This is a genomic window from Polynucleobacter sp. UK-Mo-2m-Kol15, from assembly GCF_018881505.1.
In the GTDB taxonomy this organism is placed as follows: domain Bacteria; phylum Pseudomonadota; class Gammaproteobacteria; order Burkholderiales; family Burkholderiaceae; genus Polynucleobacter.
In genome coordinates, this window is the sequence record NZ_JACVQC010000001.1 from 989,801 (window position 1) to 1,011,149 (window position 21,349).

At 45.4% G+C, this 21,349-nt stretch carries 23 protein-coding genes; 17 read left to right on the plus strand and 6 right to left on the minus strand.

Annotated features, from left to right (window positions below; genetic code table 11):
• Positions 1–26 precede the first annotated feature (26 nt).
• The 7 genes from ICN43_RS05235 to ICN43_RS05265 all read left to right on the plus strand — a co-directional run bounded on the left by ICN43_RS05235 (position 27) and on the right by ICN43_RS05265 (position 6,024).
• A complete protein-coding gene (locus ICN43_RS05235; RefSeq protein ID WP_216197539.1) occupies positions 27–1,265 on the plus strand; it encodes an MFS transporter in 1,239 nt (412 codons plus the stop codon).
• Between the two features lie 267 nt (positions 1,266–1,532).
• On the plus strand, positions 1,533–2,831 hold the full coding sequence (gene aceA, locus ICN43_RS05240; RefSeq protein ID WP_216197540.1) for an isocitrate lyase: 1,299 nt from the start codon (positions 1,533–1,535) through the stop codon (positions 2,829–2,831).
• Between the two features lie 104 nt (positions 2,832–2,935).
• A complete protein-coding gene (locus ICN43_RS05245) occupies positions 2,936–3,376 on the plus strand; it encodes an HIT family protein (protein WP_216197541.1) in 441 nt (146 codons plus the stop codon).
• A 76-nt stretch (positions 3,377–3,452) separates the two neighbouring features.
• Complete coding sequence (locus ICN43_RS05250; protein WP_216197542.1) at positions 3,453–4,124, plus strand: 3-oxoacid CoA-transferase subunit A; 672 nt, start codon at positions 3,453–3,455, stop codon at positions 4,122–4,124.
• The gene (locus ICN43_RS05255) at positions 4,121–4,780 is read left to right on the plus strand and encodes a 3-oxoacid CoA-transferase subunit B (RefSeq protein WP_216197543.1); all 660 of its coding nucleotides are present in this window, start codon (positions 4,121–4,123) and stop codon (positions 4,778–4,780) included. Before ICN43_RS05250 ends, ICN43_RS05255 begins: the two co-directional genes overlap by 4 nt.
• A complete protein-coding gene (locus ICN43_RS05260) occupies positions 4,780–5,760 on the plus strand; it encodes a tripartite tricarboxylate transporter substrate binding protein (RefSeq protein WP_216197544.1) in 981 nt (326 codons plus the stop codon). The genes ICN43_RS05255 and ICN43_RS05260 overlap by 1 nt, the downstream gene beginning before the upstream one ends.
• Positions 5,761–5,775: 15 nt before the next feature.
• On the plus strand, positions 5,776–6,024 hold the full coding sequence (locus ICN43_RS05265; protein ID WP_216197545.1) for a hypothetical protein: 249 nt from the start codon (positions 5,776–5,778) through the stop codon (positions 6,022–6,024).
• Positions 6,025–6,030: 6 nt separating this feature from the next.
• Here ICN43_RS05265 and ICN43_RS05270 read toward each other — a convergent pair whose 3' ends face one another.
• Positions 6,031–6,861 (minus strand): NADPH-dependent oxidoreductase, encoded by an 831-nt coding sequence (locus ICN43_RS05270; protein ID WP_216197546.1) that lies wholly within the window; start codon positions 6,859–6,861, stop codon positions 6,031–6,033.
• A gap of 193 nt (positions 6,862–7,054) precedes the next feature.
• On the opposite strand from ICN43_RS05270, the gene ICN43_RS05275 reads away from it, so the two are divergent.
• Genes ICN43_RS05275 through ICN43_RS05285 form a run of 3 tightly spaced genes read left to right on the plus strand, consistent with a single transcriptional unit; the run spans position 7,055 to position 9,520 of the window.
• Positions 7,055–7,441 carry a Zn-ribbon domain-containing OB-fold protein gene (locus ICN43_RS05275; protein ID WP_255533427.1) on the plus strand — a complete coding sequence of 129 codons (387 nt, stop codon included), beginning with the start codon at positions 7,055–7,057 and terminating at the stop codon, positions 7,439–7,441.
• Entirely contained in the window at positions 7,441–8,595 is a 1,155-nt protein-coding gene (locus ICN43_RS05280) for a thiolase (protein ID WP_216199921.1), read from the plus strand. The genes ICN43_RS05275 and ICN43_RS05280 overlap by 1 nt, the downstream gene beginning before the upstream one ends.
• Before the next feature lie 49 nt (positions 8,596–8,644).
• Positions 8,645–9,520, plus strand: coding sequence for a DMT family transporter (locus ICN43_RS05285; RefSeq protein ID WP_216197547.1), 876 nt, complete (start codon positions 8,645–8,647; stop codon positions 9,518–9,520).
• Here ICN43_RS05285 and ICN43_RS05290 read toward each other — a convergent pair.
• Genes ICN43_RS05290 through ICN43_RS05310 form a run of 5 tightly spaced genes read right to left on the minus strand, consistent with a single transcriptional unit; the run spans position 9,517 to position 13,878 of the window.
• Positions 9,517–9,942 (minus strand): DUF1841 family protein, encoded by a 426-nt coding sequence (locus ICN43_RS05290; protein ID WP_216199923.1) that lies wholly within the window; start codon positions 9,940–9,942, stop codon positions 9,517–9,519. The two genes, ICN43_RS05285 and ICN43_RS05290, sit on opposite strands and share 4 nt — an antisense overlap.
• Positions 9,935–10,591 (minus strand): endonuclease III, encoded by a 657-nt coding sequence (gene nth / locus ICN43_RS05295; RefSeq protein ID WP_216197548.1) that lies wholly within the window; start codon positions 10,589–10,591, stop codon positions 9,935–9,937. Before nth ends, ICN43_RS05290 begins: the two co-directional genes overlap by 8 nt.
• On the minus strand, positions 10,591–11,283 hold the full coding sequence (gene rsxB, locus ICN43_RS05300; protein ID WP_216197549.1) for an electron transport complex subunit RsxB: 693 nt from the start codon (positions 11,281–11,283) through the stop codon (positions 10,591–10,593). Before rsxB ends, nth begins: the two co-directional genes overlap by 1 nt.
• A gap of 54 nt (positions 11,284–11,337) precedes the next feature.
• A complete protein-coding gene (locus ICN43_RS05305) occupies positions 11,338–12,636 on the minus strand; it encodes a polyhydroxyalkanoate depolymerase (protein WP_216197550.1) in 1,299 nt (432 codons plus the stop codon).
• 42 nt (positions 12,637–12,678) lie between these two features.
• Positions 12,679–13,878: an amino acid aminotransferase gene (locus ICN43_RS05310; RefSeq protein ID WP_216197551.1), complete on the minus strand. Its 1,200-nt coding sequence runs from the start codon at positions 13,876–13,878 to the stop codon at positions 12,679–12,681.
• A 159-nt stretch (positions 13,879–14,037) separates the two neighbouring features.
• On the opposite strand from ICN43_RS05310, the gene uvrB reads away from it, so the two are divergent.
• The 7 genes from uvrB to hscA all read left to right on the plus strand — a co-directional run bounded on the left by uvrB (position 14,038) and on the right by hscA (position 21,336).
• Positions 14,038–16,191, plus strand: a complete 2,154-nt coding sequence (gene uvrB / locus ICN43_RS05315) for an excinuclease ABC subunit UvrB (RefSeq protein ID WP_255533515.1) — start codon at positions 14,038–14,040, stop codon at positions 16,189–16,191.
• Positions 16,192–16,294: 103 nt separating this feature from the next.
• The gene (locus ICN43_RS05320) at positions 16,295–16,864 is read left to right on the plus strand and encodes a Fe-S cluster assembly transcription factor (protein ID WP_216197552.1); all 570 of its coding nucleotides are present in this window, start codon (positions 16,295–16,297) and stop codon (positions 16,862–16,864) included.
• A gap of 38 nt (positions 16,865–16,902) precedes the next feature.
• On the plus strand, positions 16,903–18,162 hold the full coding sequence (locus ICN43_RS05325) for an IscS subfamily cysteine desulfurase (protein WP_370623157.1): 1,260 nt from the start codon (positions 16,903–16,905) through the stop codon (positions 18,160–18,162).
• Positions 18,163–18,218: 56 nt separating this feature from the next.
• Positions 18,219–18,605, plus strand: coding sequence for a Fe-S cluster assembly scaffold IscU (iscU, locus tag ICN43_RS05330; protein WP_046330506.1), 387 nt, complete (start codon positions 18,219–18,221; stop codon positions 18,603–18,605).
• 19 nt (positions 18,606–18,624) lie between these two features.
• Complete coding sequence (gene iscA, locus ICN43_RS05335; protein WP_215307948.1) at positions 18,625–18,948, plus strand: iron-sulfur cluster assembly protein IscA; 324 nt, start codon at positions 18,625–18,627, stop codon at positions 18,946–18,948.
• Positions 18,914–19,453, plus strand: a complete 540-nt coding sequence (gene hscB, locus ICN43_RS05340) for a Fe-S protein assembly co-chaperone HscB (protein WP_216197553.1) — start codon at positions 18,914–18,916, stop codon at positions 19,451–19,453. Before iscA ends, hscB begins: the two co-directional genes overlap by 35 nt.
• A 17-nt stretch (positions 19,454–19,470) precedes the next feature.
• A complete protein-coding gene (hscA, locus tag ICN43_RS05345) occupies positions 19,471–21,336 on the plus strand; it encodes a Fe-S protein assembly chaperone HscA (RefSeq protein ID WP_216197554.1) in 1,866 nt (621 codons plus the stop codon).
• The last annotated feature ends 13 nt before the right edge of the window (positions 21,337–21,349 follow it).

Here is a 21,349-nt window from a genome sequence, read left to right on the forward strand (position 1 = left end):
ACCTCCTGTGCTATTAAACTCGGTACATGACTGATGCCCTGAAAAGTAGGCGCGCCAGTGATGTCCGGGTTATTGGTCTTATTAGCCTGGCTCACGGTAGCTCCCATTTCTTCCATTTAATTCTGCCACCCATGTTCCCATGGTTAAAGGCGGAATTTGGTTTTAACTATGCCGAACTTGGTCTGCTCATGACCATTTTCTTTGTAGTCTCTTGTATTTTTCAAGCGGCTTCTGGTTTTTTAGTGGATCGCATTGGTGCTCGACCCGTACTTTTTGTGGGATTGGGTTTACTGGTGTTAGCAGCGCTAGTCTATTCACAAAGTAATGGTTATGTGATGTTGGTACTAGGTGCCATTATTGCGGGTTGCGGTAATGGAGTCTTTCATCCTGTGGATTACACGCTGATTAACCACAAAGTTTCACTACTGAATTTGCCTTACGCTTACTCCATCCATGGAATTTCTGGTTATATCGGCTGGGCCGCCGCTCCGGCATTTATGGTTACCATTGCGACGATTGCAGATTGGAGAGCGGCATTTTTATCTGCCGCGGTCTTGGAGGTGATGATTCTGGTGATTCTTTGGCTTAATCGAGCCACTTTGGTGGATGATGTGCAGGCTAGGCGAGATGAGACGGTGGCCAGTCATCTTTTGAGTAATCCGAGCGGTACACCGATGAGCACTTTTCATTTCCTGAAGTTACCAGTGGTTTGGCTCTGTTGGATCTTCTTCTTTTTTACTATGGCGGCTACGACAGGGCTGCAATCTTTTTCACCAACTGTGCTGTTTCAAATCTATGACATCGATGTGAGCACAGGTAATTATTATTTAACGCTGATGTCATTGGGTGGTGCGGGAGGGACTTTATTTGGCGGGTATATAGCTACTAAATTAAAACTACCCGAGCGCATCATCACATTCTGTTTCGCTATCAATATTGCTATGGGTCTTTTATTAGCCACCGGCTTGGTGCCAGTTGAGTTGATCGTGATTGCCTTTATCGTAATCGGTCTTGGTATGGGTATCGCTGCTCCATCACGCGATTTGATGGTTCGATCTGCAACACCCTCGGGCTCATCGGGTAGGGTGTATGGAGTTGTATATTCAGGTATTGATTTAGGTGCTGCACTAAGTCCACTTGTCTTCGGAATCTTTTTGGACGTGGGCTTGCCGAAGCTTTTCTTTGTCGGGATTGCGGTACTTCAGTTGATGATTATCTTGATTGGATTTAAGGTTGCCACCATCAGCAATCCCAGGACTGCCTGAAAGATAGATTTTTTCATAATGTGGAAAGACATTACCGCACGTAAAATGCAGTGCAACATTTTATGTTGAGACTTCTCTCACCCCTTGGATAACCATTTCATATAATAAAATATTTAACTTAAGTCATTGATTTATTTGAGATAATTATTTTCAATAAATACTCAAATAGTTCTTGCATGCTTTTTCCTGGCGCCTAAACTCTTATATAAGACATAAGACTTCTATGTCTAAATATTTGAAGTAATTGTTTAACTTAGGGAGAAAATCATGGCAGATCGCAAAGCAGAAATCGAAGCTCTTCAAAAAGACTGGGATACCAATCCACGTTGGAAGGGGATTACTCGTGGTTACACGGCAGAGGACGTTGTACGTCTTCGTGGCTCATTGAAGATTGAGCACACATTGGCAAAGCATGGTGCAGAGCGTCTTTGGGAGTTGGTGAATAACGAAGCGTATGTTAACTGTTTAGGCGCTTTAACTGGTGGCCAGGCAATGCAACAAGTTAAAGCTGGCGTTCAGGCTATCTACCTATCTGGTTGGCAGGTTGCTGCTGACGGTAACTCTTATGCAGCCATGTATCCAGATCAATCTTTGTATCCAGTCGATTCAGTACCGAAGATGGTTGAGCGTATCAATAACTCATTCCAACGTGCCGATGAAATCCAGACAGCCAAAGGTATTAACAAAGGCGATGCTGGATATATCGAGTATTTCGCTCCAATCGTTGCTGATGCTGAAGCTGGATTCGGGGGTGTATTGAATGCATTTGAGTTAAGCAAAGCATTGATCAAGCAAGGCGCTGCTGGTGTTCACTTCGAAGACCAATTGTCCTCTGTGAAGAAGTGTGGTCACTTGGGCGGTAAAGTATTGCTGCCTACAGCTGAGTCAGTTCAGAAATTAATTTCTGCACGTTTGGCTGCCGATGTAATGGGTGTTTCAACGATTATTTTGGCTCGTACCGATGCTGAAGCTGCTGATTTGTTGACCTCCGACTACGATGCAAATGACAAGCCATTCTTGACTGGCGAGCGCACTCCAGAAGGCTTCTATAAGACACGCAAAGGCTTGGATCAAGCAATCTCACGTGGTTTAGCATACGCTGCATATGCCGATATGGTTTGGTGTGAAACTGGCACACCGGATTTGGATTTTGCTCGTCAGTTTGCTGAAGCAATTCGCTCCAAGTTCCCAGGCAAAATGTTGGCCTATAACTGTTCACCATCTTTCAACTGGAAGAAAAACTTGGATGACGCAACGATTGCTAAGTTTCAACGTGAATTAGGTGCAATGGGCTATAAGTATCAGTTCATCACATTGGCTGGTATTCATTCTATGTGGTACAACATGTTCGACTTGGCTCAGGATTATATGAAGCGCGGTATGACTGCTTATATTGAGAAAGTACAAGAGCCAGAATTTGCTGCTCGCGATCGTGGTTACACCTTCGTATCTCACCAGCAGGAAGTTGGTACCGGTTACTTTGACGACGTAACTACTGTAATTCAGGGTGGTAAGTCTTCAGTAACTGCCTTAACTGGCTCTACAGAAGAAGAGCAGTTCCACTAAGGAATTCTTAAGTAGCAAGTAGTAGCGGCACTATCGATACTACCGCGGCACCTAAATGACCCCACAAGGGTGACTTAGGTGCCGTTTTCGTTTACATTGTTCCCATGACTAATTGCGTACTTTGTAAAGATGAGCTAAAGCCCGAAGAGGGTCAATTAATTTGGCGTGGTGATGACTGTCGAATTATTCTGATGAATGACCCCGAGTTGCCTGGTTTTTGCCGAATAATTTGGAATCATCATGTTGCCGAAATGACTGATCTCACCTATGGCGAGCGTGAGCATCTGATGACCCTAGTGTTTGCCGTGGAGGAGGCGGTACGACATGTGATGCATCCCGACAAGATGAATGTTGCGGAGCTGGGAAATATGGTTCCCCATATTCATTGGCATGTCATCCCTAGGTATAAAGATGATGCATTCTTTCCTGGTTCGGTTTGGTCCAATAAAATCAATCAAACCCCGGCACTAGCGTTGGAAGCTCGTATGCAAAAATTAAAAGACTTGCCTGCTGCCATAAGAGAGGCGATCTCTAGATTAAATTAAGTTAGTATTTATGGGTTCTGTATAGGATCAGTAGTGTAGAGAGATAACAATAAAAAAGTAAAACTGGAGACAATGAGTGATTCAAAAAATAATGCCTAACGTAGTAGAGGCTTTGAAAGATATTGGCGATGGTTCAACCATTCTCATATCGGGCTTCGGAGGCGCTGGCTTGCCGATATTTCTGTTGGATGCTTTGCTTGAGCAGGGCGCAAAGAATTTGACCTTAGTCAGTAATAATGCAGGTAATCAAGGCGTTGGAATTGCTAAGCTAATAGCTGGCGGCAGGGTGAAAAAAATGATTTGCTCATTTCCGCGTCAGCCAGAATCGGGAGCTTTTGATGAGCTTTATCGGGAGGGAAAAATTGAGCTTGAATTAGTTCCTCAGGGCACTTTAGCAGAGCGCATTCGTGCTGGTGGAGCGGGAATCGGTGGGTTTTTTACGCCCACTGGATTTGGTACTGAACTAGCAAAAGATAAAGAGTGTCGAGATATCGATGGCATTAATTATGTTTTCGAAAAAGCGATTCAAGCGGACTTTGCATTAATTAAGGCAGATAAGGGTGATCGCTGGGGGAATTTGGTATATCACGGCACGGCTAGGAATTTCGCTCCGATTATGGCAACCGCTGCGAAGTGCAGTATTGCTCAAGTCAATCAAACTGTACAGTTAGGTGAATTAGATCCAGAGGCAATTGTGACCCCTGGTATTTTTGTTAAGCGAATTGTTTTAGTGGGGAATAAATCATGATTGACCTTACTAATATACGTAAGCGCAATGCCGCTGAAATTGCCCAAAGAATTGTTCAGGACATTCCTGATGGCGCGCATGTTAACTTGGGTATTGGCCAGCCGATGACGATTTCAAACTACTTGCCGCCCGATCGTGAGATTTTATTGCACAGTGAAAATGGTCTGTTGGGTATGGGGCCATTAGCTGAGGGCGATCAAATAGATTACGATATTGTGAATGCTGGAAAGCAGGCGGTAACCATGCTTCCGGGTGCCTCAATCTTTCATCATGCTGATTCATTTGCCATGATCCGTGGTGGTCATATTGATATCTGTGTCTTGGGCGCTTTTCAGGTTTCTGTTAAAGGTGATATCGCCAACTGGCGTACTGGTGATCCAAAAGCAATCCCAGCTGTGGGCGGGGCTATGGATTTAGCATTAGGTGCAAAAAAATTATTTGTCATGATGGAGCATTTGACTAAATCGGGGCAGTCCAAGATTGTTCAGGAATGCACTTATCCATTAACCGCATTAGCTGCTGTTAATTGTATTTATACCGACCTAGCAACTATTGAAGTAACTCCCGACGGCCTAGTTGCTATTGATTGGGTTGACGGCTTAAGTTTTTCTGATTTATGTGAGCTTAGTGGCGTACCAATGAAGGAGAAAAAGTAATGAAACTTACCTTAAAGTCCAGATTATTTAGTGTTCTTTTTTTAGCGCTTGCCTCCGGTAATTTAAGTGCTCAGCCTACGCCTAACTATCCAACCAAACCCATCAAGATTATTGTGGGCTTTTCTCCAGGGGGCTCTGCAGATGCCGTTGGACGTTCATTGGCAGAAGCTTTTTCAACTCGCTTAGGACAGCCCGTCATCGTTGAAAATCGTGCTGGCGCAAATGGAAATATTGCTGCTGAGACGGTTTCACGTGCCGCACCGGATGGCTACACATTGTATTTTCCATCCATTGGCCACGCGGTAAATGTTTCGCTGTATAAGAATTTGCCCTACGACCCTATAAAGGACTTCACTTCAATTGGAGGCGTGTTTTCTGCGCCTAATATGCTGGTTGTGCCAATGACGTCACCATATAAAACAGTTCCCGAGATTATTGCGGCTGCTAAAGCAAATCCTGGGAAGCTGACATTTGCTTCTAGTGGAAGTGGTACTTCAGTGCATTTATCTGCTGAATTATTTCAGCGTATGGCAGGTATTCAGATGATCCATATTCCTTACAAGGGGACTGGCAGCGCTTTACCAGATGTTATTTCCGGTCAGGTGGATATGTTATTTCCAAATTTACCAAGCGCTCTTCCTCAAGTGAAGGCGGGCAATCTTCGGGGAATCGCCATTACAACTGCGAAGCCCTCTGCAGCAGCTCCTGGAATGCCAACGATCGCAGAGTCCGGTTTACCTGGATATGAAATGGCAACCTGGTATGGCTTAGTTGCTCCTGCAAATCTTCCAATTGATATCCGTAATCGCCTGAATAAAGAATTGCAGGGAATTTTGGCGGATCCGAAGTTTAAGGATAAATTGATTGCTCAAGGTGCTGATCCAATGCCAGGAACTCCCGAACAATTTACCGCCATGCTGAAGTTTGAAATCGAAAGATGGCGAAAAATTATTGCTCAGTCAAAAATTACGATCGAATAAGTTCTTTGACATGGCTTGCTGACTTGTGGTGCAACAATTCAGCAGGCTTTTAATACGATGTACCAGTTGGAATTATCTTGCAGGGCGCAAGTCGATGCCCTTAGTGCAGGCGAGGATTTACTCATTCCCTCTAAGGAAGTTTTGGAGAAAACAGCCCATCTTTACCAACCCGGTACCCGCCGCCCTTATGGTGTATTGGAATGGCCTGCGATGTTGCGCCTCTTAAATGCTGAAAACTCTAACTATCCGCGCTTTGATAGTTAGTTAGTATTATTTCGCTTCAAACCCAAGCTTTTTAAGCCACTCGTGCATTTTCTCCCGGCCATTTAATGACTCTGGTCCGCGAATCCGATGAAGGCTGTGCTGTACCCAGTCACCGTTTGTCTTCATGTTGTTTTTCTTGTAAAACGCGTTCATTTCCTCAACATATTGCTCCACCGCCTCTATCGACTTTGGTGCGTTATATTGTTCGCGATGAGCAATGGCTGCCTGAGGCAGTCTAGGTTTGATGGAGCTCGATTTTTCTGGGTCGCAGTAACCTACGCACATCCCGAATACTGGGAAAACTCTTGGGGGCAGACCCAATTCTTGTGCAACAGCCTCGGGGTTGTTACGAATGCCGCCAATGTAGACAATGCTCAAGCCAATAGATTCCGCTGCTAGAGCTGCGTTTTGAGAGGCCAGGGCGGCATCAATCATGCCTACAGTTAAGAGTTCAAGATAATTTAGCCCTTCATAAGGAAGACCCCGTTTTTTGCCTAAGGCCTCTAGGCGTGAGAGATCGGCCAGCCACACCAAAAATAATGGACATGTACGGATATGTTCTTGATTCCCGGATAATTTCGAGAGGCGATCTTTACGCTCTGGATCTTCTACAGCAACCAAGCTCCAGCTTTGGAGATTGGACGAGTTTGAAGCGGATTGCCCGGCTGCAATCAGCAGTTCAAGTGTATCTTTGGGGATTGGCTTATCACAATAGGTACGAATCGAGCGATGTTGAAAAATCGTTTCTAGCGTTTCATTGAGCTCAAAGTCGAGAGGTATGGCTTTACCATAACGCGCTTGAGTTAACTGTTGCAGTGATAATCGATTAGTCGTCATTTTGACTCATTCAGAAGTAGGTTTAGTAGGGCTTGGAGTGATTATTGACTTCTTCTCTTGCCTGACTGGCTGGGCTAGGCTACTGACTGCTTAGCTCTATGTCATCGGTATTTATTAGGATCAATTCTAAGTAAGAGGCATAATTTAGTCAAAATAAAAATGCAACAGATTAATTTATCAATGGAGACCTACTTTGAGTGAGTTTGATTTAGCTGAGGCATCCCCTAATGCTGTATTCATGGACTACTGCCAAAAAGATCAGCTAGCCTTTCAGCGCTCTCCGAGTGGTAAAGCTATTTTTTATCCGCGTATCGTGGAGCCGAAGACGGGTGAGCTCTTGCGCTGGGAGCTCAGCAAGGGTGTTGGTACTGTTTACTCCACTACGGTTATTTACTCTCGCGATGAGAAGCCATACAACGTTGCTTTAATTGATTTGGACGAAGGCTACCGAATGATGTCGCGAGTGGAGGGGGTTGATCCTGAACTTATTCGGATAGGTATGCGAGTACAGGTCGAAATGAAGGCATTTGATGACGGGAAAAAGTATCCTATTTTTTCCCTAATGAATGAGCTTGCGTGATGATCAATTCTCTTCGTCGCGGTAGTGTGGCAGTTGTTGGTGCTGCTGAATCTGAATTAGGGCTCTGCGCTCCGGGAACTACTCCTTATGATTTGATGGCACAGGCAACGCATCGCGCTTTAGAAGATTGTGGATTACAACTAAAGGATGTGGACGGCGTCTTTACAGCAAGCTCCCAAGCTCGCTTCTCGAGTGTAGGTCTTTGTGAGTATCTTGGTCTTAAACCTCGATATCAAGACAACACCTTGATGGGTGGAGCATCGTTCATGTCCCACGTTACCCATGCCATGGCTGCCATCAATAGCGGTTTATGTGACGTCGCCCTCATTGCTTATGGCAGCACCCAAAAATCAGTTAGCCGTGCCGCTGCTAGTCCTCGCGAGTACAACGCCTATGAAACTCCCTACAAACCATTTTTACCTACCTCGGCTTATGCAATGGTTGCTGCAAGGCATATGTACCAATATGGCACAAAGCGTGAGCAACTAGCGGAAGTGGCGGTTGCTGCAAGGCAGTGGGCCTTAATGAATCCGGTTGCCTGGGAAAAGAAGCCATTAAGTATTGATGAGGTCATTAGTGCTCGCATGGTGAGTTCACCCCTGACTATTCGTGATTGCTGTCTAGTTACTGATGGTGGAGGTGCAATTATCTTGACGAGCGCTGCGCGCGCAAAAGATTTAAAGAAATCGCCCGCCTACATTTTGGGTGTTGGTGAGGAGTTATCTCATATTGGCATTTCTGGAATGCCAGACTTAACTGTTAGTGGTGCGGCAATTTCCGGTCCTAAGGCGTATGCAATGGCAGGTATTACCCATCAAGAGGTTGATCTAGCAATGCTCTACGATGCCTTTACGATCAACACGATTTTATTTTTAGAGGACTTGGGTTTTTGCGCTAAAGGCGAGGGCGGTGAGTTTGTGGCAAATGGTGGCATTGCTCCAGGCGGCCATCTGCCAGTCAATACTAATGGCGGAGGCTTATCTTATTGCCATCCTGGCATGTATGGTCTCTTTTTATTAATTGAGTCAGTTCGTCAGTTACGCGGTGAATGTGGAGTGCGACAAGTCCCAAATTGTGAAGTCGCGCTTGCACATGGTAACGGTGGTGTTCTATCTAGTCAGGCTACAGTTATTTTGGCTACCTATAGCGATTAATCATGTCCCATGGAGTGAAACACCTTAGCATTGATCAATTAGGGCGCATGTGAATAGAGAAACTCAGGGAATGCTCATTGGCTTTGTTGGTATTCTAGTATTTAGTCTAACGCTGCCTGTCACTAAGATTGCAATTCCTAGCTTTAATCCCTATTTCATTGCATTTGGCAGGGCATTCATAGCAGGGCTTGTCGCTTTAGCCTATCTTTCCTATAAACAGGTTCCACTCCCCAGCAAAGCTGATCTTGTGAAGTGTGCCGTCATTGCTCTGGGCGTTATATTTGGATTTCCAGTCCTTACTACAGTAGCCATGGAAGAAGGCTCATCCTCTCATGGTGCCGTTATTTTGGGGATGATGCCTTTAGCTACCACTGTCATTGGAGTCATTCGTTTTAAGGAGCGTCCGTCTATCGGTTTTTGGCTTCTTTCAATTTTGGGTGCAGCCTTAGTAATAATTTACGCGCTTATAAAAAGTGCTGGAAGTTTTACTTATATAGATGGCCTTTTGGTGCTTGGTGGTATTTGTGCATGTGTTGGTTATGTCGAGGGCGCTGAGTTATCAAAGAAAATGAATCCGCGTACAGTGATTTCCTGGGCATTAGTGATTTCATTACCTATCAATATCGTGGCAACGTATTTCACATTCTCTTCGGCGTATTGGAGTGCTGATGCGATTGCCTGGATAAGCTTTTTATATCTAAGCTTATTTTCAATGTATCTGGGCTTTTTCTTTTGGTATGAAGGCCTTGCAATTGGTGGGATCGCAAGAGTTAGTCAAGTGCAATTGATTCAGCCTTTTTGTACGCTACTAGCTTCGAGTTTTTTCTTGGGTGATCACATCACTCTCATGAATATGGTATTTGCTTTTCTAGTTGTCTCTACGGTCATCTTAAGCAAGCACATGCTAGTGAAGAACAGTTACTAGTTCAGCCGCTTTAAGGCCTCAAGATACTTCTCCGGACTTAGTGCTTGACCTTCACGTTGTGCTTCCCACATCACCTGCCCCAAGCATTCCATCATGGCATGCTGAGCTTCATGTTCGGAACCAAGCTTTTGAGCTAGCGCTTTGGCAATTGATTTAATACCCGGCGGTTGATCGATAGAGATTTGTTCGCTAATTGACAGGTGCATTGAGAGATGTAGAAAGGGATTCGTCTCCCCACGCTCTGGGGTGTAGTCTTGGGCAACTGCGCCCTCTGGATCTGCTAAGAGGGTGTGATATTCCGGGTGCTCTACCATCCAGTCGCTAGCAATCATCTCTAGTGGGGTCAGAATTTGATCTACTGTTTTTTTCTTCCAGGTGTCACAGAAAAAACGACGTACTTCTTCACGGGTTGGATTAAATATTGCCACGAACTTTTCCTTTACCGGTTTTTTGTTTAAAGCCGCAGAGTGGTTCAACAATACATTGCTCGCAATCTGGGTTACGAGCTTTGCATGTATATCTGCCATGCAGAATAAGCCAATGATGAGCATCTTGCAAAAACTCTTTTGGCACCCGCTTGAGTAGTTGCTCTTCTACCTTTACTACATCTTTGCCGGGTGCTAAACCAGTGCGGTTAGACACTCTAAAAATATGGGTATCGACAGCCATGGTAGGTTGACCAAAGGCGGTATTGAGAATGACATTCGCGGTCTTTCTGCCAACTCCTGGGAGCGCCTCAAGCTCTTCGCGTTTTTGCGGTACTTCGCCACCATGCTGGTCTAATAGAAGTCGACATGTCTCTTGGATGTGCCTGCCTTTGGAATTAAAGAGTCCAATATGCTGAATAAAGGGCTTAACACCTTCCTCACCAAGATCTAGTAGTGCTTGAGGTGTATTCGCAATCTGAAAAAGTCTCCGAGTGCCTTTATTGACCGATACATCAGTTGCCTGTGCAGACAGTAAAACTGCTATGAGCAATTCAAATGGTGAGCTATATTCCAACTCTGTTTCAGGATGGGGATTGTTTTCCCTAAGCAATTCAAAAAAGGCTTGGCGTTTTTCGAGATTCATCATTTTTTTTGTTGGGCTCTCGCAATAGCAGCGGCGATAATGGCGCGCTTTCTCTCTTGCTCTTTTAAGGCCTCTTGTGAGTTAGGGCTCTCAGTATTCACGGCGACTAACTTGGCAGCAGCCTTCTTTGCTAGTCGATCATCATTATCTCTTCCCTCACGATCTAGTCTTATATCGCGCGCTTCGTATCGTGAACGTGAGATTTGCGCTAGCTCTGGAGACCATGCATCCCAGCCAGTTTTACTACCAGTCACATCAAGCATAGTGATGCAATCTACAGGGCAGGGTGGTATACAAAGATCGCAACCTGTGCACCAGTCGGTCAAAACTACGTGCATTTGTTTTGAGGCGCCCACAATAGCATCTACAGGACACGCCTGAATACATAGCGTGCATCCAATGCAACTTTTTGGATCAATCAATGCGACAGGTCTGGGACGCTCTGTTCCGCATTCTGGATCGATCTTAGGGTGGAGCTCAAAAGCAGACTGAGGAAAGGCAGGCTTAAGAATAGTACTTAGCCTCTGAATGCCATCTACACCGCCAGGTGGGCAGCGATTAGGTAATGCTTCACCTACTGCCATTGCCTCTGCATAGGCTCTGCAGTCTGGGTAGCTACATTTAGTGCATTGAGTTTGAGGAAGGGCATCCTCGAGGCGATCGGCAAGTTCTTTCGCCTGCTTTATGTCCATTGCAATTTTCGCAGTTTCAAACTGGAAGCGCGACCCGAGAGTCGCGCCACTGGTTTATGCGGCCTTCTTAGTTCCCAGTTTTGGTGGTCTGGCTTTCGTTTTTTTCTGTACACCTTGGTGCTCGCGAATAAACGATTTAATTTTTGGATAAACTTTTTCACGCCATCGACGACCGGCAAAGATACCGTAGTGACCAGCACCAGCAACTTCGTAATGATCTTTACTTGTTTTTGGAATACCCGCACACAATGCATGTGCAGAGCGGGTTTGTCCGCTACCAGAGATATCGTCCAGCTCACCCTCAATAGTGAGTAGAGCAGTCTGCTTAATATCCTGCGGCTTAACTAGATCGCCAGCAACTGTCCAAGTACCATTTGGCAGTGAGTAATCCTGAAACACAGTCTTAATCGTATCCAAGTAGAACTTTGCATCCATATCGAGAACTGCGTTGTACTCGTCATAGAAGCGAATATGAGATTCAGCATCTTGCTCATCGCCGCGAACTAAATTTTGAAAGTAGTCCCAATGTGACTGCAAGTGATTGTGTGGATTCATGGCAATGAAACCAGTATGTTGCAAAAAGCCTGGATATACCTTACGCCCAGCACCTGGATAACTTGGCGGTACCTTATAAATTACATGACTCTCAAACCAGCTATAAGACTTTTGATCGGCTAGGTTATTAACTGCAGTAGGTGATTTGCGTGCATCAATCGGGCCGCCCATCATGATCATCGAAGCTGGTGTTTTTTCTCCTGCAGAGGCCATCAAAGAGATTGCGCCCAATGTAGGGACTGTTGGCTGGCAAACGGAAATGACATGCAAGTTCTCAGCGCCAATCTCACGGATGAAATCTTGCACATAATGAACATAGTCATCCAGACCAAAGTCACCTGCGTCTGCCGGAACAATGCGTGCATCAATCCAGTCAGTGATGTACACCTTATGATCTTGCAAGAGGGTACGCACTGTATCACGCAACAAAGTAGAGTGGTGACCTGATAAAGGGGCAACGACTAATACTGTCGGATCATCTTTTAACTTCTTGATGACATCCAAATCATCGGAGAAGCGCTTAAAGCGAATGAGGTTGCAAAACGGCTTTGCTACCACTGTTCTTTCATGAATGGCTACTTCACGGCCGTGAGCTTTCACGGAGCGAATGCCAAACTCTGGTTTCTTGTAGTCTTTGCCTAGGCGATGGAGGAGTTCGTAACTTGCGGCTAAACGCTCAGAGCCTGGAATCTTAGATGCGGGGTTTGAAGCATTAATAAAAGCTTCAGAAGCAGCGCGAGCCCATGAGCTCATGGGTTGAAGTAAGGCTTTTTGAAATTCGTGTAACTGATATAGCATGTTGACTCCTAGTAACTCAGTGTAACCGCTTATTGCCAGTTGTTACGCCAATACGCGGGCAATTGCTTTAGCCACCTTATCAATATTTTTAGTATTTAGGGCGGCTACACAAATACGACCCGTGGAGAGGGCATAAATGCCATCCTCCTTTTGTAAACGCTCGACTTGTTCAGCACTTAAGCCAGAGTAAGAAAACATGCCACGCTGAGCCTCAATAAAAGCAAAATCTTGCTTTACCCCAGCAGCGGCTAATTTTTCTACAAGTCCATGACGCATTGCTTTAATACGATCACGTTTCTCTGCCAACTCATCTTCCCAAAGTTTTCTAAGTTCTGGTGAATTGAGAACAGCTGCCACTATCGCAGCACCATGTGTTGGAGGGTTGGAGTAGTTTGTGCGGATTACGCGTTTTAACTGCGACAACACACGCGTAGATTCATCTTTGCTTTGGGTCACGATGGATAAAGCACCAACACGCTCACCATAAATTGAGAATGATTTAGAGAAAGAGCTGGATACAAAGAAGGACATTCCAGACTGAGCAAATAGACGAACGGCAATGCCATCTTGTTCAATGCCAGCGGCAAAGCCTTGGTAGGCAATATCTAAAAATGGAATGAGCTGCTTTGCTTTGCAGATTTCAATGACTTGATGCCATTGAGCTTCAGTAATATCCGCGCCGGTTGGATTGTGACAACAAGCGTGCAACAGAACAGTGGTGAACTTTGGGAAAGACTCTAAAGATGTCACCATGCCATCAAAATCAACACCACGGGTCTTCCCATCAAAGTAGGTATATTCAACAACTTCAAATCCAGCAGATTCAAAAATACCGCGATGGTTTTCCCAGGTGGGGTTACTAATTGCGCAAGGCGCGTTTAAATTGAGGCGCTTAATAAAGTCAGCGCCAACGCGCAAGGCACCAGTTCCACCTATGCACTCAGCAGTCACTACACGACCATCTTTAATTAGTGAGGAGTCTGCACCGAATAAGAGGTTTTGGACTGCGCTGTTATATGGGTTTGGACCCTCAATCGGAATATAGCTGCGAGGTGACTGCTTGGCAACAATGGCTTCTTCAGCCTTAATGACTGCTTTCAAAAGAGGCACCTTGCCTTCGTCGGTGTAATAAACACCAACACCCAGATTGACCTTGTCAGCGCGTTGATCAGCGACATAGGCTTCTGTGAGGCCAAAGATAGGGTCTTTAGGGGCTAGCTGAACTGAGGTAAAAAGGGTCATTTGAGGATCAAAAAGGGATAATTTAGGGTTATTGACATTAATTTCAGCTGAATTTACTTTAAATGACTGTTTTTGGCGCTAGATTCAACAATTTACAAATAAAAACGGCAAAATCAACGTTTGTACAAAATTCTCTGTGAACTAAAGCTCACAGATGAAATGATAGCTGAGATGCCCCCTAAGCCCCCTAAAAGTTCTTCAAACTCCAAAGTCGCCGAAACCAAAAAAAGCCCTGTAGTCGATCCCTTGGGCGAGGTGGGTCACGATCTGGATCCGGCTAAGTTTGTTTCCTTCCCGGATTCACCATTTCAGTTGTATCAGCCCTTTCCGCCCGCGGGAGATCAGCCGGCAGCAATAGACGCTCTGGTGGCAGGAATTGAAGATGGTTTGACCTTTCAGACACTGTTGGGGGTTACTGGATCCGGCAAAACCTTCACAATGGCAAATGTGATTGCTAGGACGGGTCGTCCTGCGATTATTTTTGCCCCCAATAAGACCTTGGCTGCTCAGCTCTATAGTGAATTTAGGGAGTTTTTCCCAAAAAATGCGGTGGAGTACTTCGTAAGTTACTACGACTACTACCAGCCGGAGGCATACGTTCCGACACGCGACTTATTTATTGAAAAAGATTCGTCGATCAATGAGCACATCGAGCAAATGCGACTATCTGCTACCAAGAGTTTGCTGGAGCGACGAGACGTAATTATTGTGGCTACTGTCTCCGCAATTTATGGCATTGGTAATCCCGGCGACTATCACAGCATGGTGATGACTTTGCGTCCGGGTGACAAAATGAGTCAGCGCGATATTTTGATGCGCTTAATCGCGATGCAATACGACCGTAATGAAATGGATTTCAAGCGCGGCGTTTTTCGGGTGCGCGGCGATACGATTGATATCTTCCCGGCTGAGCATAATGAATTGGCGGTACGTGTTGAACTTTTTGATGATGTTATCGAGAGCTTACAATTCTTTGATCCGCTCACTGGAAAAATTCGTCAAAAGATTCCGCGCTTTACGGTCTATCCAAGTTCGCACTATGTGACTCCACGCGATACTGTTTTAAAGGCAATCGAAACAATTAAGGCGGAACTACGTATTCGATTGGATGAATTTGTTAAGGATGGCAAGCTAGTAGAGGCTCAGCGTTTAGAGCAACGTACTCGCTTTGACTTAGAGATGCTTAATGAATTGGGTTTCTGCAAAGGCATTGAGAACTACTCCCGTCATCTCTCCGGCGCTATGCCTGGGGAGGCACCTCCAACTTTGGTTGACTATTTGCCTAATGATGCGCTGATGTTTTTGGATGAGAGTCATGTTCTTATTGGTCAGCTCAATGCCATGTACAACGGTGATAAGTCTCGCAAACATACCTTGGTAGAGTTTGGTTTTCGCCTACCATCAGCAATGGATAATAGGCCACTCAAGTTCACTGAGTTTGAAACAAAGATGCGCCAAACCGTTTTTGTTTCAGCTACCCCTGCTGATTATGAAAATACACATACCGGACAAGTGGTTGAACAAGTAGCCAGACCAACAGGATTAGTTGATCCAGAAATTGAAGTATTGCCAGCGAGTTCGCAGGTAGATGATTTGCTAGGGCAGATTCATGAGCGAGTCAAAGTGCATGAGCGCGTTTTGGTAACGGTATTAACAAAGCGTATGGCCGAGCAGTTAACGGATTATTTATCGGATAACGGCGTGAAGGTACGTTACGTGCATTCCGACATCGATACGGTTGAGCGTGTAGAAATTTTGCGTGACTTGCGTTTGGGTGTCTTTGATGTTTTAGTGGGTATTAATTTATTGCGTGAGGGCTTAGATATTCCTGAGGTCTCACTGGTTGCTATTTTGGATGCGGATAAAGAAGGCTTTTTGCGTTCTGAGCGCAGCTTGATTCAAACAATTGGTAGGGCGGCACGAAACGTTAAAGGTAAGGCTATTTTGTATGCCGACCGCATTACCGACTCCATGAAGCGAGCCATGGGCGAAACAGAGCGCCGCCGAACCAAACAAATCGCCTTTAATAAGGCCAATGGGATTGAGCCACGAGGTGTCCAAAAGCGCATTAAGGACATTATTGACGGGGTTTACGACGTTAAAGAGAAACGCTCTGAGATGCAGGTCGAGCAGGAGCGGGCACGCTATGAGGATATGAGCGAAAAGGACTTGGCGGGCGAAATCAAGCGCTTGGAGAAGCAAATGAACTCGGAGGCCAAGAATCTGGAGTTTGAGAAGGCTGCGGCTACCCGGGATCGCCTTACTAAAGTTAAGGAGATGGCATTTGGAGCCAGATCCAGAGATGCTATTTAAACCTGAGCAAAATACTTGGGTATATGTTAAAGTTGAGTGGAATGGTCGGGTATTACCCGCCCGACTGTTAGCTGTCCATAACAATCCATTACCAAGGTGACATATGAGACTTACAACTAAAGGCCGTTTTGCAGTAACCGCAATGATCGATTTAGCCCTCCGTGAAACCCACGGACCTGTAACTTTGGCTGGAATAAGCCAAAGACAGAAGATTTCCCTTTCTTATTTAGAGCAGTTGTTCGGTAAATTACGCCGCTTTAACATTGTTGAGAGCACGCGTGGTCCTGGCGGTGGCTACACCCTAGCTCGCAAGTCAGAAGAAATTAGCGTTGCTGACATCATTGTGGCCGTGGATGAACCATTGGATGCCACTCAATGTGGTGGTAAAGGCAATTGCCATAGCGATGAAGAAAATCATGGTCATTGTATGACCCATGATCTATGGTCAAACCTGAATGCCAAGATGGTTGAGTATCTCAGTTCCGTGTCATTGCGCGACTTAGTGCTACAGCAATCTGGACGTGGAGTTGTCTTGCACGATTTACGACCCAAGAAAATCAAGGCTGATAGTGTCAAAGCGTCAAAGCCAGCATCAGCAGTCGCAGCAGCAAAAGAGACTGCTCCAAAGCGACCTCTCGTGAATTCTGTTTTTAACCTGGCTCAGCAAAGTTAAGAGATTAACTTTTTGGTCTATTAATTGATAAGTAAAAAATGAACGCACCACAAGATATTCCTCAACAACCGATACCGATGTTTAGTCCAAAGCATTTCCCGGTGTACATGGACTACTCGGCTACCACGCCGATTGATCCACGTGTAGTAGACAAGATGTTGCCTTATTTGCGTGAGCAGTTTGGTAATGCCGCATCTCGTAGTCATGCCTATGGTTGGGCTGCAGAAGAGGCGGTTGAGTGGGCGCGTTCAGAAGTAGCCCAGTTAGTTCATGCCGATCCAAGAGAGATCGTATTTACTAGTGGTGCAACTGAAAGTATTAATTTGGCTCTTAAGGGCGCTGCTCACTTTTATAAAGAGCGCGGTAATCACATCATTACCGTGAAGACTGAGCACAAGGCCACTCTAGATACTTGCCGTGAACTTGAGCGCGAAGGTTTTGAGGTTACGTATTTAGATGTTTTGCCGGATGGCTTGATTGATTTTGCTCAGCTTGAGGCTGCAATGAAGCCAGGTACGATTCTGGCATCAGTAATGTACGTGAACAATGAGATTGGTGTTGTCCAAGACATTCCCCGTATTGGAGAGCTATGCCGATCACGTGGGGTGATTTTTCATGTGGATGCAGCACAAGCTACCGGCAAAGTAGAAATTGATTTAGAGAAAACCAAAGTGGATTTAATGAGCTTTTCTGCTCATAAGTCCTATGGTCCAAAAGGCATCGGAGCCTTGTTTGTGCGTCGTAAGCCCCGTATTCGTATTGAGGCACAGATTCATGGTGGTGGTCATGAGCGCGGTATGCGCTCTGGCACCTTAGCAGTTCATCAAATCGTTGCCATGGGTGAAGCTTTCCGCATTGCCCGTGTTGAAATGATTGAAGAAAACGCTCGTATTCGTGCTTTGCGTGATCGCCTGCTGACTGGCTTGAAGGATATTGAAGAGGTTTATGTGAATGGCGATATGGATCACCGCGTCCCTCATAACCTCAATATCAGTTTTAACTACGTGGAAGGTGAATCGATGTTGATGGCATTAAAAGATTTAGCAATCTCATCTGGTTCTGCATGTACTTCAGCATCTTTAGAGCCTTCTTATGTATTGCGTGCACTCGGTCGTAATGATGAACTGGCCCACAGCTCAATTCGCTTTACTTTGGGACGCTTTACAACTGAACAAGAAGTGGATTTCACGATTAAGTTAGTCAAAGAGAAGATTGCTAAATTACGTGAGCTTTCCCCCTTATGGGAAATGTTCAAGGATGGCATTGACCTTAGCACCATCCAATGGGCAGCCCACTAAGCAGCACAAAGACATCCAAGTAAGATTAAAGATAAAAGAAATAACGAGGAAATACCATGGCATATAGCGACAAAGTAATTGATCATTATGAAAATCCCCGCAATGTGGGCTCTTTTGAAAAAGGCGATGACCAAGTAGGTACTGGTATGGTTGGTGCGCCAGCATGCGGCGACGTCATGAAATTGCAAATTCGTGTAAACGATCAAGGCGTGATTGAAGATGCTAAGTTCAAGACTTATGGTTGCGGCTCTGCAATTGCATCTTCTTCCTTAGTAACTGAATGGGTTAAAGGTAAAACCTTGGATCAAGCTTTAGAGATCAAAAACTCTTTGATTGCTGAAGAGTTGGCTTTGCCACCAGTAAAAATTCACTGCTCAATTTTGGCCGAAGATGCTATTAAGGCAGCAGTTGCTGATTACAAAGAAAAGCATCCTGCCCTGTAAAGATAAAGAGGCTTTCATCATGGCAATTTCCTTAACCGACAAAGCTGCAAAACATGTTCAGCGCAATTTAGATAAGCGTGGAAAAGGTTGTGGCTTACGCTTAGGTGTTCGTACTACTGGTTGCTCTGGTTTAGCTTATCAACTGGAATATGTAGATGAGGCTGCCCCTGAAGATGTGAAATTTGAATCTAATGGCATCACTATCTTCATTGATCCCAAGAGTTTGGCCTATTTAGATGGCACTGAATTAGACTTTGTACGTGAAGGTTTGAACGAAGGCTTCAAGTTCCAAAACCCGAATGTAAAAGATGAGTGTGGTTGTGGTGAATCCTTCCGCGTCTGACGATTACTTTCGATTCTTTGGTTTAGAGCAGCATTTCAACTTAGATTTGTCTGCATTAGATCAGGCATATCTAGCAATTCAGAGAGAAGTACACCCCGATCGCCATGCCCGCGGAAGTGATACCGAGCAACGGTTGGCCATGCAAATGGCCACCTTTGCCAATACTGCTTTCCAGACCTTGAAAAATCCAATTCAGCGCGGCCTGTATCTTTGCCAGCTTCATGGCGTAGATGCTCGCTTGGAAACAAATACTGCAATGCCAGCTGCTTTCCTCATGAGGCAAATGGAATGGCGTGAAAATTTAGAAGATCAAGAGGATGACCTCGGCGCTCTAGAAGGTTTGGCCGAAGAAGTTGATCAATCCAAGCGAGATACCCTGCTTGAAATTACACAGGCTATTGATAGCGCTAAAAACTATGAGCGCGCTGCAGAGTTGATTAGAGGCCTGCTATTCATTGATAAGTTTGCTATCGAGCTAGATGATGCCATCTCAGCCCTGGTATAGCTTACACTCTAGTCCCCATGGCCTTATTACAAATCTCCGAACCCGGTAAATCACTCGCTCCGCATCAGCGTCGGATTGCGGTAGGTATTGATTTGGGTACCACTAATTCCTTAGTAGCAATCGTGCGAGATGCTTTGCCTAAGGTACTTTCAGATTCAGAGGGGCGAGAATTACTCCCCTCCGTAGTGCGCTATCTGCCTAACGGTAGAACTCAAGCTGGCTTCGAGGCGATTGAAAGTATGATTTCTGATCCTAAGAATACGATTGTTTCTGTAAAGCGTTTTATGGGTCGCGGCATTCTTGATGTAACGAATATTGAGAATGCGCCTTATGATTTTGTTGATGAACCTGGCATGTTGAAGTTGCGAACAGTAGCTGGTGACAAGAGTCCTATTGAAGTCTCAGCAGAAATTCTGGCGCGCTTGCGTCAATTGGCTGAAGACTCAGTAAATGACGATATTGTTGGCGCAGTCATTACTGTGCCTGCGTATTTTGATGATGCTCAGCGGCAAGCTACTAAAGATGCTGCCAAATTGGCTGGTATTGAGGTATTGCGTTTACTCAACGAGCCTACTGCAGCGGCAATTGCATACGGATTGGATAATGCCTCGGAGGGTATTTACGCTGTATATGATCTTGGCGGCGGTACTTTTGACATCTCCATCTTGCGTATGAGTAGGGGTGTATTTGAAGTACTCTCTACTGGTGGCGACTCCGCTTTGGGCGGTGATGATTTTGACCATCGCCTGTATTGCTGGGTAATTGAACAAGCAAAGCTTCCACCACTCTCTATACAGGATCATCGCAAGCTATTGCTTTCCTGTAGGCATGCAAAAGAGCAGTTAAGTCACAACCCATTAGCCCGTGTTCATGAAACACTGGCCGATGGAACGGTTGTTAATGTGGGCGTCAGCCAGGCCCAGTTCTTTGAAATTACGCAAAACTTAATTAGCAAGACCTTGGTTGCCGTGAAGAAGGCTTTGCGTGATGCAGGCCTCAAGGCGGATGAGGTCAAGGGTGTGGTGATGGTTGGTGGCGCAACTCGCATGCCCCATGTCCAACGTGCTGTTGGCGAACTCTTTGGCACTAAACCCTTAAATAATCTCAATCCAGATCAAGTGGTCGCCTTGGGTGCTGCTATGCAGGCAGACTTACTTGCTGGCAATCAAAGCAAGGATGATGAGTGGCTTTTGTTGGATGTCATTCCCCTGTCCCTCGGTATTGAAACTATGGGTGGTTTGGTGGAAAAAATTATTCCGCGAAATACACCGATACCAGTAGCACGCGCGCAGGATTTCACGACCTTCAAAGATGGTCAAACAGCGCTGGCCATTCAGGTGGTGCAGGGTGAGCGTGAATTAGCGCAAGATTGCCGCTCCTTAGGTAAATTTGAGTTACGTGGCATTCCACCAATGGCTGCCGGTGCTGCACGGATTCGAGTAACTTTTCAAGTGGATGCGGATGGTCTGCTCTCTGTTAGTGCTATGGAGCAGGGATCCGGTGTGCAGGCCTCAATTGATATTAAGCCATCCTATGGTTTGACTGATGCTGAGATTGCTCGCATGTTGCAAGACGGTTTTGCTTCAGCTCAGGTAGATCTCTTAGCCAGGTCATTGCGTGAGGAGCAGGTGAATGCAAGGCGCCTATTGGATGCTGTGCAAACTGCATTAGATGTTGATCGTGGATTATTAAATCCTCAAGAGCAGGCTGCCGTAGATCAAGAGATGAGTATTTTGCAAAAGATCCTTTCGGAAGAAACTGACAGCGCCACCCTCAGAAAAGCAGTCGATCATGCTGCTAAGGCTACTGATGATTTTGCTCAGATGCGGATGAATGCGAGCATCCAGAAAGCCTTGGCCGGTAAGAATGTTGCAGAAATTTAAGAAAAGAAAACTA

Bases quoted from the DNA above. Each gene is read 5' to 3' on its own strand.
- ICN43_RS05235 (WP_216197539.1), top strand. From the start codon at position 27: ATGACTGATGCCCTGAAAAGTAGGCGCGCCAGTGATGTCCGGGTTATT.
- aceA (WP_216197540.1), top strand. From the start codon at position 1,533: ATGGCAGATCGCAAAGCAGAAATCGAAGCTCTTCAAAAAGACTGGGAT.
- ICN43_RS05245 (WP_216197541.1), top strand. From the start codon at position 2,936: ATGACTAATTGCGTACTTTGTAAAGATGAGCTAAAGCCCGAAGAGGGT.
- ICN43_RS05255 (WP_216197543.1), top strand. From the start codon at position 4,121: ATGATTGACCTTACTAATATACGTAAGCGCAATGCCGCTGAAATTGCC.
- ICN43_RS05260 (WP_216197544.1), top strand. From the start codon at position 4,780: ATGAAACTTACCTTAAAGTCCAGATTATTTAGTGTTCTTTTTTTAGCG.
- ICN43_RS05270 (WP_216197546.1), bottom strand. From the start codon at position 6,861: ATGACGACTAATCGATTATCACTGCAACAGTTAACTCAAGCGCGTTAT.
- ICN43_RS05280 (WP_216199921.1), top strand. From the start codon at position 7,441: ATGATCAATTCTCTTCGTCGCGGTAGTGTGGCAGTTGTTGGTGCTGCT.
- nth (WP_216197548.1), bottom strand. From the start codon at position 10,591: ATGAATCTCGAAAAACGCCAAGCCTTTTTTGAATTGCTTAGGGAAAAC.
- rsxB (WP_216197549.1), bottom strand. From the start codon at position 11,283: ATGGACATAAAGCAGGCGAAAGAACTTGCCGATCGCCTCGAGGATGCC.
- ICN43_RS05305 (WP_216197550.1), bottom strand. From the start codon at position 12,636: ATGCTATATCAGTTACACGAATTTCAAAAAGCCTTACTTCAACCCATG.
- ICN43_RS05310 (WP_216197551.1), bottom strand. From the start codon at position 13,878: ATGACCCTTTTTACCTCAGTTCAGCTAGCCCCTAAAGACCCTATCTTT.
- uvrB (WP_255533515.1), top strand. From the start codon at position 14,038: ATGATAGCTGAGATGCCCCCTAAGCCCCCTAAAAGTTCTTCAAACTCC.
- ICN43_RS05320 (WP_216197552.1), top strand. From the start codon at position 16,295: ATGAGACTTACAACTAAAGGCCGTTTTGCAGTAACCGCAATGATCGAT.
- ICN43_RS05325 (WP_370623157.1), top strand. From the start codon at position 16,903: ATGAACGCACCACAAGATATTCCTCAACAACCGATACCGATGTTTAGT.
- iscU (WP_046330506.1), top strand. From the start codon at position 18,219: ATGGCATATAGCGACAAAGTAATTGATCATTATGAAAATCCCCGCAAT.
- iscA (WP_215307948.1), top strand. From the start codon at position 18,625: ATGGCAATTTCCTTAACCGACAAAGCTGCAAAACATGTTCAGCGCAAT.
- hscB (WP_216197553.1), top strand. From the start codon at position 18,914: ATGAGTGTGGTTGTGGTGAATCCTTCCGCGTCTGACGATTACTTTCGA.
- hscA (WP_216197554.1), top strand. From the start codon at position 19,471: ATGGCCTTATTACAAATCTCCGAACCCGGTAAATCACTCGCTCCGCAT.